Here is a 14284-nt window from a genome sequence, read left to right on the forward strand (position 1 = left end):
CGCGGAACTCACCCTTCCAGCAAATCGCTCTTCAGCCGGTCGCGCGCCGCGGCATCGAGGCCCAGCGCCTTTTCGGCGAAGGCTTCCGGCGTGCCGAAGTCGCCGCGCACGACGTCGAAGGCGGCTTCGAGATAGGGCGTGCGTGCCTCGATGATGGCGGCGCGGGTGTCGATGTCGAGTTCGGGGTAGCGGCCGATATGGCCGGTCCACAGGTCGTTGGTGCGAAGATAATCTTCCATCACCGTTTCCCAGGGCACGCCCAGCAGGGTGAGGAGGAGGGCGGAGGCGAAGCCGGTGCGGTCCTTGCCGGCGGTGCAGTGGAACACCAGCGGCCGGTGCTCGCCGTCGCTCAAGGTGGCGAACAGGGTGCGGAACCCCGGTGCGCAGCGGCGCGGATAGTCGCGGTAATGGTCGGTGAGGAACTGCATCATGATGTGCGGATTGGCCGACCCGTCGGCCACGGCGCCGCGGATCTTGTCGCCGACGCCGGGCTCGATGTGCGCGCCGACGATGCGGCAGGCCAGGCCTTCGACCAGATGCGGCGTCTCGGCCGCTTCGTTGACGCCGCGCAGATCGACGATGGTGCGCACGCCGAGCTTGCCCAGCGCGCCGCGATCCTCGTCGGTCAGGCCGCCGAGATGGGCGGAACGGAAGACGGCGTTGCGGCGGACGGTGCGGCCGTCGGCGGTCGTGTAGCCGCCGAGGTCGCGGAAGTTGGAGCCGCCCTTGAGGTGCAGGACGTGGGGGAGAATTGTGTCGGGCATGGGCATGGTTCTAGCACGCCCTGGCCCTCCCGATCATGTCGATTGCGGGTCAGAATTTTTGCGCCAGCGTCACGAAGAAGGCGCGGCGCATTCCGTATTGCGGTGCGCCGACGCCGACGCCCTCGCCGGTGCGCAGTTCGTAGACGCCGTCGGTCACGTTGATCGCGTCGAGCCGGATCTGTGTGCCCTTGCTGCCGCTGAGCGGCACCTTCTGGGTCACTGAGAGATTGAGCGTGGCATAGGCCGGCAGGGACGTATCGTTGGGCGTGATAACGCTGGTGCGCAGGCCGCTGCCGAACAGCATGTCGGCGGAGACGCGGGTGGCCCAGTCGCTGCCGGAGTTGAAGACATAGGCGGCGCCGGCGGAACCGGTCCAACCCTGGTCGTGGTCGGCGGTGATCCAGTAGTTGCCGATATAGGCGAGATCGCCCGGCGAGAAATTGTACTGAGCCGACGTGATGTTGGTGGCGTTGACCTTGGACCAGGCGAGGTTGCCGTAGAGGGACCACGGACCCTTGTCGTAGTTGGCGTAGAGCTCGAAGCCCTTCACCTGCGCGTTGGCGTAGTTGAAGGAGGCAAGCTGGACGGGTGCGCCGAACTGGCCCTTGTCGATATAGTTCTCGGCGATCTTGTAGTAGCCGCTGAAGCCGACGGTCAGGCCGTCGACTGGCTTCACGGTCAGGCCGACGTCGAAGTAATCGGACCGCTCGGCCCTGACCGGATCGTTCTGGAAGTTCTCCGGCTCGGCGGTGGTGCCGGCGCGGACCGCGAGCGAGCCGAAGCCTACCTGGTTGAGCGGCGCCGGCACGAAGTAGCGCGAGTAGCCGGCCCGCAAGGCGATCTCTGGCGTCGGCTCCCAGACGACGTTGATGCGTGGGCTGACCTGGTTCTCGGAAATCTGGCCGGAGATCGCGTCGAAGCGGGCACCGAAGTTGATCGTGACGTTCGGGATCACCTTCCACTCGTCCTGCAGGTAGACGCTGTAGGTCCAGCCGACGATGTCGGAACCGTCGGTGAAGCCCACCGGATCGGTGCCGGGAATCATCGCCGTTGGATCGGCGGGATCGGGAACCAGGCCCAGCGCGTTGTTCTGGCTGAAGCTGGTGACGCGCTCGCGCTGGACGAGGAAGCCGCCGCGCAGCGTGTGGTTGGAAGCGACTTTCCAGCTGGCGTCGCCCTGTGCGCCGACCGCGAGGCTGGAGCGCTGCGACCAGGGCGCGATGCCGTTGTAGAGCAGGTCGCCCAGCGCGTCGGGCTGGTAGGAGAGCTTGGAGTAGCGGGCAAAGCCGGAGAGCTGCAGGTTGAAATCCTGGTAGCTCTTCTGCAGCGAGGCGATGCCGAAGTAGGTGTCCTCCCACTGGCGCTGGTCGAGCAGCGCGCTGTTCCAGTCGGTGATGCCGTTCAGCGGGAAGCTGGGCGCCTGTCCGGGCACGTTGGGGATCTGGTAGCGCGCGCTGGCGCCGCCGCCGATGAAGCTGAGGCGCGTATTGTCGTCGACCAGGGCGGTGAGCTTGGTGAGCGCATACCATTGCGCGGTGTCGTCGTGCAGCGGAGCGGTAGACGAGGTCGGGTTCTCGATGCCGATGCCGTTGCTGACATACTGGCCGACGGCGAAATAATCGAACTTGTCGGAACGGCCGCCGTACTGGAGGGCGGGCTGCAGCCAGTTGTAGGAGCCCGTCATCATCGAGGCCTCGCCGCCGGGATTGGTCGTGCCGGATTTCACGGCGATGTCGACGACGCCGGCGGTGCGAAGGCCGTACTGGGCGGGCAGCGCGCCGGTGATGAGCGAAAGCTGGTCGGCAAAGCGGGGCGAGAGGATGCTGCTGAACAGCGCCAGGCCCTCGGGCAACTGCACGCCGTCCAGCCGGTACTGCAGGCTGCCGTGGTCGCCACGGACATGGATCTGGCCGAAGCCGTCCTGAACGACGCCGGGTGCGCGCAGCAGTACCTGGTTCAACGGCGCGTTCTCGCCCTGGGGCGTGTTGCTGATGGCGGTCTTGCTGAAATCGTAGCGCGTGGCGCCGAGGCTGGGCTGGATCTCGCTGCGCTCGCGGTCGAGTCGCTTGCCGACCACCTCGATAGCAAGCGCGCCCGATGCGGCGTCCGGCAGGGTGGCAGGCTGGGCCTCGGTCGGGTTGGGCGGCGCCGAAGGCTGCGGAGACTGGGCGAAAGCCGGTTGGGCTGCGGAAAGACCTGCTGCCAGAGCGAGTGCCGATACGCCGATCCGCTGCATCCGAAATCTCCCTACGCCCGTCAGATAATGTTATACTATTAATTGTTATAGTATAACATTTTAAGACGTCAATCGATAGGGCTCATGCGGGCGCCGGTGTATTCAGGGGGCATGAGTCCCGAAGTCCGGAGCGGCGGGCCAATCGCGTCGCCAAAGTCCATCGTCATTGCCTGCTGCGCCCTGATCGTGGCGATCGTGCTGGCCTATACGCTGATCAATGCCATCGTCCGGCCGGTCATCTGGTCCGACAGCGGCTGGGGGCTGCTGGGGTGGGACCTCCGCCACGGCCTGCCCTGGAACCACTGGGCCTCTCCCGATCCGCAGGACATCACGAAGGACATCTCGACCTTCATGTCGATCTGGTCGCCGGGACAGCATGTCGTACCGGGTGTCCTGGAGGAACTGGGCCTGAGCCTGGGCCACGCGGTGATCGCGACGGTCGCCGTCTTTTCGGTAATCGGCCTGCTGGGCTGGTGGACGCTCTATCGCGCCTTCGGCTTTCCGCCGCATGTCATCGCGATCTCGCTCGTGCTGATCGTCTGCAGCCGCGGCTTCGCCTTTCCGTTCGTGATCTTCATCGGCGGCGAGATCCTGCTGTTCGGAATCGCGCCGTGGTTCCTGCTGCTCGTGTGGCGGCTGCGGGACCTGCGCTGGTTCGCCGTGCCGCCGCTGGTGCTCGGCACGGCCGTCATGTTCTTCGCCAAGCTGTCAGCCGTCGTCCTGGCCTGTGCCGCCATCTCGGCAGCGGTGCTCTCGGGACCGCACCCGTGGCGGGACAAGGTCGATACGGTGCGTCGCGGGCTGGTGGCCGGCATCGCCATCGCGATCGTGGGCGTCGTCCTCTATTACGCCTGGTACTCCCGCGGCTGGACGGCGGCTTCGACGGTGGCGTCGATCCAGTGGTCGGTGTTCGTCACCCACGCGATCTTCATCCTGAGCTGCGTCTGGGGCGCCGCGCTCTCGTTCGGCGAGATGTGGAACTTCATCCTGCTCCATCCCAGCCGTGCGATCTTCGGTTCGCAACTGGCGGTGGGCTACATCCTCGCGCTGCCGGCCGCGGTCACGCTTGTCGTCATGTGGCGGCAACTGCGCCGGAGCCATGCCGATTACCTGGTGTTCGTGGGCCTGACGACGCTGGCCTACGCCGCCGTCTTCCTGCTCCTGTGGGCGCGGGGCGCCACGATCGGCCAGGAGGAGCGCTATTTCCGTCCGGTCTCGCTGCTGCTGCTGGTCGGCGCGGTGCAGGCATTCCTGATCGTGCCGAGCCGGCTGCTGCGGGCGGCGGGCGTCATGATGGCGCTGGTCGGCGTGCTCTATGGGCTGGCGGCCCACGCCAAGCATGTCGTCGTCAATCTCGGCCATCCGCTGGGCGTGCGCGACTTCCGGCACTCCACTGCCAACGACGCGGTCGTGAAGTTCCTCCGCACGATCGACGTGCCGGCGCCCGACCGCGGCTCCACCCTGATCTTCGTGCCGTCGCCCGAGATCGGCCTCGAGGTGCGCAACGTCCGGGTCATGGCCAACCACGCCGACTTCTGGTCGATCGAGGACATGCGGAACCTCAAGTTCCGCGGCCGCGTGCCGCGCCTCTACATCATCGTGCAGCAGAGGCTCGTGGGCGAGGGCAAGGCAAAGGCGATGATGGAACAGTTCGTCGACTACAAGCCTTCCGAATGGAAGGAGACGCCGCTCGACGGGTTCGTCTGCTTCTACGTCGTCGAGTGAGCCCGGTGGACTGCTTTACTTGGGCGCACAGGGCCAGGTCTGTTCGAGGGCTTCGCTTGCCAGCTCGATGAAGTTCTCGTGCAGGCGTGCGGGAATGGTGTTGATATAGCTCACGACACCGCGCACCAGCAGACGGCGCGTAGCGATGCCGGGCAGGCAGATATTAGGTTTCATCACCTGCAGCGTGTCGATGATGCCCGCGCAGACGCCGGCCAGAAGCAGTCGCGAGGTCGGGATGGGGTCGAGCAGGAAGGCCTCGCAGCCCAGCATGATGTAGTTGGCCGAACCCGTGTCCTGCTGCGCCCGCGCGCCGGGAGCGGCCCAGGGCGAGGCCATCGACAGGCCCACGAGAATTGCCAGAACGCGAGACATTTTCATGCGCCAATCTCTTCGCCAACACCGGACGTGAGGAATGATAGCGCGCCCTGTGGGCACGAAACAGGTTTTGGCCAGCATCGATCGGGCCGTGATAGGCTGCCGGCCTGTACGAGGGGCTTCGGAGTTGTGGAATGCCGCTGCGTTGGGAAATCCTGCATGAGCAAAAACTCATCCATGTCGTCGCAGAAGGGGAGGTGACCCTGAAGGAGATGGAGGAGCATTTCGATGCCCTCGTCGTGGCCAACGCACTGGCCTATTCGAAGCTGTTCGATGCGACGGCGCTGAAGCCGGTCTATGACGACAACGACGTGATGGCGATGGGCGCGCGGCTCAGCGCCTATACGTCCCATTTCCCGAGCGGTCCCCTGGCCGTCGTGGCCATCAGCGACGCCGTGCAGCTGGCCTTCCGGCGCTTCGTCAACCTCTCGCCGTCCAAGCGGCCGGCCCGGCTCTTCAAGACGGAGGCCAAGGCCCGCGCCTGGCTGAAGGAACAGGCGCTCAGCGTTTCGGATTGATGACCTGCTGACCGTCGTACCGGAAGAGAGCCGGGCACATCGGTGGCGGGAGGGCGAAGGATCGGGAAAGGCCCACTCCCCTGATGATGAGGACAAAGTCGAACTTGTTGGGATCGCCCCCCAACAGGTTCACGTGGCAGTCGGCCTGCAGTTCACCGAAAGCATACCCGCTGACGATGAAGCTTCGGCCCACCTGCTCCGGCAACGAGATCCCCGCGGCACGCAGGTCCGCATACACACTGTCGATCAGCCGGTCGTCCTTGGAGGCGAGGACGCCCGCGAGCTGTCCGACGAGCGGCCCCTTGACGTTCGCGCTCGCGATGTTCCGCTGGACCTGCTCGAGCAGGTAGCGCTTGGCCTCGCGGGCCGACATCGGCTGCGCCTGGGAAGCTTCGGCGACACCGGCCCCGCCGCTTGCGTGATTGCAGACATTAACGGCCTGCTGTTCGAGGCGGCCCAGCGGCGGTTCGGGCCCGCTCGGGCAGGCGCCGACGGTCAGGAACATTTCGTCGGTGTCGACGTAGAGCCAGGTGTCGGGCGGTCGCGCGAGCAGTTGCGCGATGAAGCCCGGGTCGACGCCGAGGTCGGCGGCATAGCGGATCAGCGCCGACGCGCCGGCCCTGCCCAGTCCGAAGCCGCGGGCTATTCCCGCCGTGGCATCGCCCTTCGTCTCGCTCTGGACCGCCGTGGCATCCAGCGTGAAATTGTGGAAGCCGACTTGACCGCCGATCTCGATGGTGCGGCTGGGCAGCGGCGTGGGCGACTGTCGGCTGGCCGTACCGCCCAGGAACGCCATCGCACAGGCGGAGAGGCAGATGTCGCCCTTGCGCACGAGCGTGGCCACCTCGAATTCACGAAAAAGATACCCGACCTTCAGGCCTTCGAGCAGGTCGCCCCCGCTGCTGCTGAGTTCGGCGGTTGCCAGGGGTTGATTGGCGATCCTGACGGTCTTGTTCTTGAGGCCGGCCAGCATGACCCGCAGCTTGTCCCCGTCGCCCTGCTCGAAACGGCCGCTGATGCGAAGCGTATGGGCGACAAGGGGGGCCTTAGGGGTCAGTCCGGGAATCGACCTGCTGTCGAGGGTAATGGTTAAGGCACGGGTCTCCGGCGCGAAACTCCAGCAGAGGACGCTGATCGCAAAGGCCGACAACCATCTAAGCATCTCGGCCGCCGGGCGCGGCCACCGGTTCGGAGTGCGCCACGCTTGGCCCTCGTCTCGCAGCAACGCCGGGAGGAATTCCCTAGCGTCGACAAAATACGTACCATGCAAACACTTCTGAGTTCACCAGCCCATTGTAGGTCATCGGCGGCGGGTCGATGATTGCGCTGGATCAAGGGCGCGGCCGGCGCCTTGGCTCTAGTGTGGGGTGGCCAAGTACGCGGCGCGCTCAGGCGACGGTAGAGGCACCCAGTTCGGTTGGCGATGACACAGCAGCAGCTTCCTCACTCCGGGACGGAACCCAAGACTGGTTCCACGCGGCAGATCTATTGGATCTCGCTCGCGGCGCTGGTCGGGTTGATGCTTGTCGCTGCCCTGCTCACGCTCGTGGAGTGGCTTGAGATGCTCCCGTCATTCGAGCGTGCGATGCAGGATCTGTTTTCGCGCGGAGCGCTGCTGGCGCTTGGCCTCGTGATCGCCCTGATCGCCTTCGGCGTCTTCTTCCAGCGTTCGTTTCGCAAGACCGTGCGGCACGGGGCTCGCGAAGAAGCGGTCCTCAAGAGCAGAAACCGGTTGCTGGTGGGCGTGTTCGCCGCCTTTGCGCTGGGCATCGCCGGTATCGGATACCTTCTCACCAGCGATCTGCGGGCCGCCTTTCGCGACGAGCGGCTGACCCAGCAGGCCGGTATCGCCCGCCTCAAGGCGCAGCAGATCGACCAGTGGGTCGCTGAAAGAGCGATCGACCTGGGGTTTCTGGTCACGTCCATCAAGGGGTTGCCGTTCGGCCAGATCGAGGCCGGTGCGGAACTGCGCCAGTTCGTTGAACTACTCCTGTACCAGATGCTGATCGGACATCCCGAGCGGCGTGAAATCATGCTGTTTTCGGCCGATGGGCAATTGCTGGTCGAGGTGGGCGGCGCTCCCGGTCACAAGGATCATGACCGCGTCGAAGGCCTCGTGCGTGAAGCGGCACGCGAAGGCAAGCTGATGATCGGACCGCTCCGACTCGATGCCGGCTCCCCCCCGAGCCCCAGCATGGCATTCGCGCAACCGTTCAATGCCGGCGCGCCCGCGGCTGGCCAGTCCTCGGGCCAGTTCGTCGTGGTGCTCATGGTCGACCCGAGTGTCGAGCTGTTCCGGAAAATTCAGAATTGGCCGGGCGACAGCCCGACATCGGAAGTCCTGGTCGTGCGTCGAGACGGCGATGACGCCCTCTTCCTGGTGGCACCGCGCTTCTGGGAGCGCCCAATCCCGCCCTCCGGGCTCCGCCTGCCTCTGTCGACGCCGAACCTCACTGCCGCCGCCGCGATCCGCCAGGGAGACGGCGTGCGGGAGGCTCTGGACTACCGCGGCAAGAGGGTCCTTGCTGCCTCGTATGCCGTCAAGGGCCTGCCCTGGATCGTGATCGCCAAGTCGGACTACGACGAGGTGATGCGCCGAATCGATCTCCGATCCGAGAAGATCGCCCTCGTGTTCGGGACGACCATTCTGGTAGCGGCTTTCCTGGTGTGGTCGCTGTGGAGAAGCCAGCAGGATGAGGCGCGTGAACTGGCGGTGAGCAACCTTCGCTTCGTTCATGCCGTGCAGGACATGTTCATCGTGCTGGACGGCGACAATCGTATTCTCGAGACCAACGAAGCCGCGCAGAAAGCTGTGGGGTACAGCGCCGAGGAGCTGCGGGGGATGGATGCGCGAGACCTCAGACTGCCTGATGGTACCGCCGAGGGGGATCAGGGGGCCGCGGCACTGGTGGCGGCCGGCGGCCGGATAGAGATCCGCGCCCTCATCCGCCGCAAGGACGGCAGCACCTTTCCCGCGGAGGTGCGGGTCAGCGCCTTCGAACTCGACGGACGGACCTATCGTCAGGCGATGGGCGTCGACATCAGCGATCGTGTGAAACTGGAGCAGGAGGTTCTGCGACTGGGGCGCGTGAAGCGTTCGCTGCAGGCGGCAACCAGCATCCTGCTGCGGGCCCGGTCCGAGTCCGATGTCTTCGATCAGATCTGCACCAGCCTCGTCGAATTCGGTGACTACCGGATGGCAGCTGTCGCCGTCGCCAACGACGATCCCGGCAAGACCTTCCACTTCCCGGCGATTGCGGGATACGACAACGGCTATCTCGCCAAGGCCCACATCACCTGGAACGACGAACCCACGGGCAACGGGCCGCTGGGCATGGCGACCAAGACGGGAACCATCCAGATCAACCAGGATTTCGCGACCAATCCGAACGCACGACCGTGGCGCGATGAAGCGCTGCGGCACGGATATCGCTCGAGCATCGTCCTGCCGCTGCGGCGCGAGGGTACGATCGTGGCGGCCCTCGTGATCTATGCGGGGGAACCGCAGGCGTTCGATGTGGAAGAGGTCCAGCTCCTCTCCGCTCTCGCCGACGACATCTCCTTTGTCCTGTCCGGGCTGGGCGCGTAGCGCGGAAGCGCTGTGTGGTCACCTTGAACTGTCCGTGATTTGCGTTGCTCCACGAGGGTTCACCATGAAGAAGTCTCTCTACGGCGGTGTTCCCAACCGCAAGTCCCGGCGGGCGAGGAAGGCACTCCCTGGCTTTCTCGCATCGGTTCGGGGAATGCTGGTGGCGATGGGAATGGTTCTCGCCACGGCGTCCCATGCGGCGCCGAGCTATACCGACCACCCCCGCCATGGCGGATCGCCGCGAGTCGTTCCCGTCTGGATCGATCCAAACTTCACGCAGTCCGAGCGTGCCCACATGCTGAGCGCCATCGAGGAATGGAATGCCGCCCTGAATGGCGTGGCTCGCATCGACGTGGTGGCTTCGCCGGAGGGACGAGGCGCCAACCAGAGCTGGCTGATCAGGAAAGCGCCGGGCAAGGAGGGGGTACGCGAACTAGGAAGACGGACCCAGAGCCTGGGAAGCGTTCAGGGCATGCCGCTGGGAGGCGGAGTGTTGCTGATCTTCCCCGATGCGAGGGCCTATCTGCAGCAGCATTCGCTCAGCCTGCGAGACGTCATGATGCGGGAGATCGGGCACCTCATGGGGCTGCGGCACCTCGAGCACGAGGAACTTCTGGCGCAGGACTACGCGCCCGGTGACCTTGGCTGTGTGAACGAGGCGACGGCCACCGCCGTGGCGGCAATCCTGAAAGTGCCCGCAGCGGCGTTGAACTGGTGCGAGCCCAATTGAAGGCACGCAGCGGTCGCATCGTCGGCCGAGGTTCGAGGTGAAACCCAATGCGGGTATCGAGTCTTCGCTGCCCTGATCGTTGCCGCAAGGCCACGATACGCCGCTGAGAGCCAGGCTCCGCAGCGGGGCCATTCGATCATGCGGAGGAAGTTGAATTCCTCGCCGGCCTCGCCGACGACAACTCCTGCTCTCGCAGGAACGTCTGTCGGACGAGGATCCTAGACACGCCCGTGGCAGTGCTTGAACTTCTTGCCCGAGCCGCAGGGGCAGGGGGCGTTGCGTGAGACCTTGCCCCAGGTCGACGGATCGTTCGGATCGATCGGTCCGTTGGTGACCGGCCGCGGGCGATGCAGCGTCGCCACGCCGCCACCGTCCGGGTCGGCCGGATCGTAGGCGGGATCGTCGCTCATCGCCGCGGCCAGCGCCGGATCCTCATGCACCTCGTGCATGTTGGTCGGCATTTCGGGCATCGGCGGCGGCTCCATGCGAATCTGCAGGGTCGCCAGCAGCGTCACGACCTGTTCGCGCATGTTGGTCAGCAGGTCGCTGAATAGGTTGAAGGCCTCGCGCTTGTATTCGTTCAGCGGATCCTTCTGGCCATAGGCGCGCAGGCCGATGCCCTGGCGCAGATGGTCGAGATGGAGGAGGTGGTCCTTCCAGTTCTGGTCGAAGATCTGCATCAGCACGCTCTTCTCGACCTGGCGCCAGACGTCGGGCCCGTACTGCGCGGCCTTCTGCGCGAACACGCGCTCGACGGCGTCGTTCAGGCGCACCTTGATCTCCTCGTCGGCGATGCCTTCTTCCTTCGCCCACTCGTCGACCGGCAGGTCGAGGCCGAAGATGCGCTGCACCTCTTCCTTCAGTTCGCCGATCTTCCACTGCTCGGCGTAGACGCCCTCGGGGATGGTCCGCTTGACGAGCGTGTCGACCACGTCGCGGCGCATGCCGGCGACGGTCTCGGACACGTCCTCCGTGCCCATCAGCTCGATACGCTCCTTGTAGATCTCCTGGCGCTGGGCGTTCATCACGTCGTCGAAGCGCAGCAGGTTCTTGCGGATCTCGAAGTTGCGCGCCTCGACCTTGCCCTGCGCCGTTTCCAGCGCCTTGTTGAGCCAGCGATGGGTCAGCGCCTCGTCGTCGGCCATGCCCTTCTTCTGGACCCAGTCGAGGACCTTGTTGTTGCCGAAGATGCGCATCAGGTCGTCTTCCAGCGACAGGAAGAAGCGCGACGCGCCGGGGTCGCCCTGGCGGCCCGAACGGCCGCGCAGCTGGTTGTCGATGCGCCGCGATTCGTGGCGCTCGGTGCCGACCACGAAAAGGCCGCCCGCTGCGCGCACGATCGGACGGTCGCGCTCGACGCCGGCTCGAATCTCGGCCTCTACGCGGGCGATCTCGGCGTTGCGGGCCGCCTCGTCGGGGAACTTCGCGGTGATCTCGGGCACGCTCTGCTGCACCAGCATCTCGACGTTGCCGCCGAGCTGGATGTCGGTGCCGCGGCCGGCCATGTTGGTGGCGATGGTAACGGCGCCCGGACGTCCGGCCTGGGCCACGATCTGCGCTTCCTGGTCGTGGAAGCGGGCGTTCAGCACGTTGTGCGGAATGCCGGCCTTCTTCAGCGCCTCGGACAGTTCCTCGGACTTCTCGATCGAGACGGTGCCGACCAGCATCGGCTGCTGGCGCGCGCGACATTCGCCGACCAGCTTGACGATGGCGCGCGTCTTGTCGGCGAGCGTGCGGTAGATCTCGTCGTCGGCGTCCTTGCGGGCGACCGGGACGTTGGTCGGGATCTCGACTACCTCGAGCTTGTAGATCTCGGAGAACTCCGCCGCCTCGGTCAGCGCCGTGCCGGTCATGCCCGAGAGCTTCGGGTACATGCGGAACAGGTTCTGGAAGGTGATGGAGGCCAGCGTCTGGTTCTCGCGCTGGATCTCGACATGCTCCTTGGCCTCGAGCGCCTGGTGCAGGCCTTCCGAATAGCGACGGCCCTGCATCATGCGGCCGGTGAACTCGTCGATGATGACGACCTGGCCGTCCTTGACGATGTAGTCGACGTCGCGCGCGAACAGCTTGTGGGCGCGCAGTGCCTGGGTGATGTGGTGCAGCACCGACACCATGGTCGGTGCATAGAGGCTGATGCCTTCGGCCAGCAGCCCGTCGGTGCGCAGGATGTCCTCGATCGCCTCGATGCCGGCGTCGGTCAGGACGACGGTGCGGTTCTTCTCGTCCTTCTCGAAATGCTCGGCCTTGAGCTGCGGAATCACTGTGTCGGCGCGGCGGTAGAGCTCGGAGGAATCCTCGGCCGGGCCGGAGATGATGAGCGGCGTGCGCGCCTCGTCGATCAGGATCGAATCGACCTCGTCGACGATGGCATGGTTGAAGGGCCGCTGGACCATCGCGTCCAGGCGATACTTCATGTTGTCGCGCAGGTAGTCGAAGCCGAGTTCGTTGTTGGTGCCGTAGGTGACGTCGCAGGCATAGGCCGCCTTGCGCTGCTCGTCGTCGAGTTCGTGGACGATGATGCCGACCGTGAGGCCGAGGAAATTGTAGACGCGGCCCATCCACTCGGCGTCGCGGCGGGCGAGGTAGTCGTTCACGGTGACGACATGCACGCCCTTGCCGGGCAGGGCATTCAGATAGACCGCCAGCGTGGCCACGAGGGTCTTGCCCTCGCCGGTCTTCATCTCGGCGATCTTGCCCTGATGCAGGACCATGCCGCCCTTGAGCTGGACGTCGAAGTGGCGCTGGCCGAGCGTCCGCTTGGCCGCTTCGCGCACCGTGGCGAAGGCTTCCGGCAGCAGCTGGTCGAGCGTTTCGCCCTTGGAAAGGCGCTCCCGGAACTCGACGGTCTTGCCCCGGAGTTGATCGTCCGAGAGTTTGACCATCTCCGGCTCGAGGGCGTTGATCTTCGCCACCGTCTTGTCGAAGCCCTTGACGATCCGGTCGTTGGCCGTCCCGAACAAACTCCGGGCGAGCGCGCCAAGCATGAAAACCTCGATATTCTAATGACTTAGGCGGGCACATAGGCCCGCCCCCTGCGTGAGAGATAGAGAGCGGGTCGGGGAGTGTCAACGCAGCCTGCCAGCGCAACCGTCCCGCCGCGGCAGTGGCAATCGCTGTGCAATCGTCGCGCCACCTGTCGGAAGGGAAGGCCCCGCCGGCGAACGCCTCGCCATGGACGCGGTACTCACGAAAAAGTGCCGCAATTCAAAGCCATTACGCCTCTCGTCGGGGAGGCGGCGCTTGCTTGGCCCAAGCGGGCCTGTGTAAACGATTTGCGCCTTTCGTATTGAATGAATCTGCTGGAGTCCGCCATGAGCCATGACCTGCGCAACCTGCGCCTCGCCCTCCTGAGTGGCGCGGTCGCCCTCCTCGCGGGACCCGTTCTGGCCCAGACTCCGCCGGCGCAGGCCCCCAAGCCGCCCGCAGGACAGCCCGCCGCGAAGCCGCCGGCCGCCGCCGCGACCCCGGCCCCTACCGCCGTCAAGGATCCGGTCGTGGCGGTCGTGAACGGCCAGCAGATCCGCCTGTCCGAACTCGAAATCGCCCAGCAGTCGCTGCCGCAGCAGTATCGTTCGATGCCGTTGCAGGCGGTGTTCCCGGCGCTACTGGAGCGCATCATCGACAGCAAGCTGGTCGTGCAGGAAGGCAAGAAGACCAAGACCAACGAGGATCCGGCGTTCAAGAAGCGCATGGCCTTCGTCGAGGAGCAGGTGCTGCAGGATTTCTGGATCCAGCGCGAGATCTCCCGTCTGGTCACCCTGGAGAAGATCCAGCAGCGCTACCAGGAGCGTCTGAAGTCGATGCCGCCGGAAGAAGAGGTGCATGCGCGCCACATTCTCGTGGCCACCGAGGATGAGGCCAAGGCGATCATCGCCGAGCTGAAGAAGGGCACGCCTTTCGACAAGCTCGCCAAGGAAAAGTCGACCGACAAGGCGTCCGGCGCCGAGGGCGGGGATCTTGGCTGGTTCAAGAAGTCCGACATGGTGAAGGAATTCGCCGATGCCGCCTTCGACCTGAAGAAGGGGCAGACGTCGGAAACGCCGACCAAGACCCAGTTCGGCTTCCACGTCATCTCGATCGACGACCGCCGCACCGCGCCGCCGCCGGCGCTTGAGGAACTGTCCGAGCAGATCCGCGAGGAACTGGCGCGCGAGGCCATCACGGCCCAGCTCGACCGGGTCCGGTCCGGATCGAAGATCGAGAAGTTCAACATGGACGGCACCAAGGCCGAGGCGGCGCCCGCCACTCCGGCCACACCGGCGGCTCCCGCCGCCACGCCAGCCAAGCCGGCTGCGCCGCCGAAGTAAAGACGCCCAGAATCGCCTCCAACTAAAACTCACGTTTTAG

At 65.5% G+C, this 14284-nt stretch carries 10 protein-coding genes; 5 read left to right on the forward strand and 5 right to left on the reverse strand.

Annotation, left to right across the window (positions count from 1 at the left end):
* Positions 1–8: 8 nt before the first annotated feature.
* On the reverse strand, positions 9–764 hold the full coding sequence (locus tag KQ910_RS11150) for a tyrosine-protein phosphatase (protein WP_216959616.1): 756 nt from the start codon (positions 762–764) through the stop codon (positions 9–11).
* Between the two features lie 49 nt (positions 765–813).
* Entirely contained in the window at positions 814–3000 is a 2187-nt protein-coding gene (locus tag KQ910_RS11155) for a TonB-dependent receptor (RefSeq protein ID WP_216959618.1), read from the reverse strand.
* A gap of 111 nt (positions 3001–3111) precedes the next feature.
* Between KQ910_RS11155 and KQ910_RS11160 the strand changes: the two genes are divergently transcribed.
* Entirely contained in the window at positions 3112–4725 is a 1614-nt protein-coding gene (locus KQ910_RS11160) for a putative glycosyltransferase family protein (RefSeq protein WP_216959621.1), read from the forward strand.
* Between the two features lie 15 nt (positions 4726–4740).
* Here KQ910_RS11160 and KQ910_RS11165 read toward each other — a convergent pair whose 3' ends face one another.
* A complete protein-coding gene (locus KQ910_RS11165) occupies positions 4741–5103 on the reverse strand; it encodes a Rap1a/Tai family immunity protein (RefSeq protein ID WP_216959624.1) in 363 nt (120 codons plus the stop codon).
* Positions 5104–5234: 131 nt separating this feature from the next.
* Here KQ910_RS11165 and KQ910_RS11170 point away from each other — a divergent pair, with 131 nt between their 5' ends.
* A complete protein-coding gene (locus KQ910_RS11170; protein WP_216959627.1) occupies positions 5235–5618 on the forward strand; it encodes an STAS/SEC14 domain-containing protein in 384 nt (127 codons plus the stop codon).
* Here the strand turns inward: KQ910_RS11170 and KQ910_RS11175 are convergent.
* Positions 5602–6768 carry a hypothetical protein gene (locus KQ910_RS11175; RefSeq protein ID WP_216959629.1) on the reverse strand — a complete coding sequence of 389 codons (1167 nt, stop codon included), beginning with the start codon at positions 6766–6768 and terminating at the stop codon, positions 5602–5604. The two genes, KQ910_RS11170 and KQ910_RS11175, sit on opposite strands and share 17 nt — an antisense overlap.
* Positions 6769–7041: 273 nt before the next feature.
* Between KQ910_RS11175 and KQ910_RS11180 the strand changes: the two genes are divergently transcribed.
* Together KQ910_RS11180 and KQ910_RS11185 are read left to right on the forward strand one after the other, a co-directional pair.
* Entirely contained in the window at positions 7042–9207 is a 2166-nt protein-coding gene (locus tag KQ910_RS11180; protein ID WP_216959638.1) for a GAF domain-containing protein, read from the forward strand.
* Between the two features lie 64 nt (positions 9208–9271).
* Positions 9272–9937 carry a zinc metalloprotease gene (locus KQ910_RS11185; RefSeq protein ID WP_216959640.1) on the forward strand — a complete coding sequence of 222 codons (666 nt, stop codon included), beginning with the start codon at positions 9272–9274 and terminating at the stop codon, positions 9935–9937.
* Between the two features lie 218 nt (positions 9938–10155).
* Here KQ910_RS11185 and secA read toward each other — a convergent pair whose 3' ends face one another.
* Positions 10156–12921, reverse strand: a complete 2766-nt coding sequence (secA, locus tag KQ910_RS11190) for a preprotein translocase subunit SecA (RefSeq protein WP_216959643.1) — start codon at positions 12919–12921, stop codon at positions 10156–10158.
* A gap of 327 nt (positions 12922–13248) precedes the next feature.
* On the opposite strand from secA, the gene KQ910_RS11195 reads away from it, so the two are divergent.
* Entirely contained in the window at positions 13249–14244 is a 996-nt protein-coding gene (locus KQ910_RS11195) for a peptidylprolyl isomerase (protein ID WP_216959646.1), read from the forward strand.
* The last annotated feature ends 40 nt before the right edge of the window (positions 14245–14284 follow it).

It is taken from the genome of Reyranella humidisoli, assembly GCF_019039055.1.
Lineage (GTDB): Bacteria > Pseudomonadota > Alphaproteobacteria > Reyranellales > Reyranellaceae > Reyranella > Reyranella humidisoli.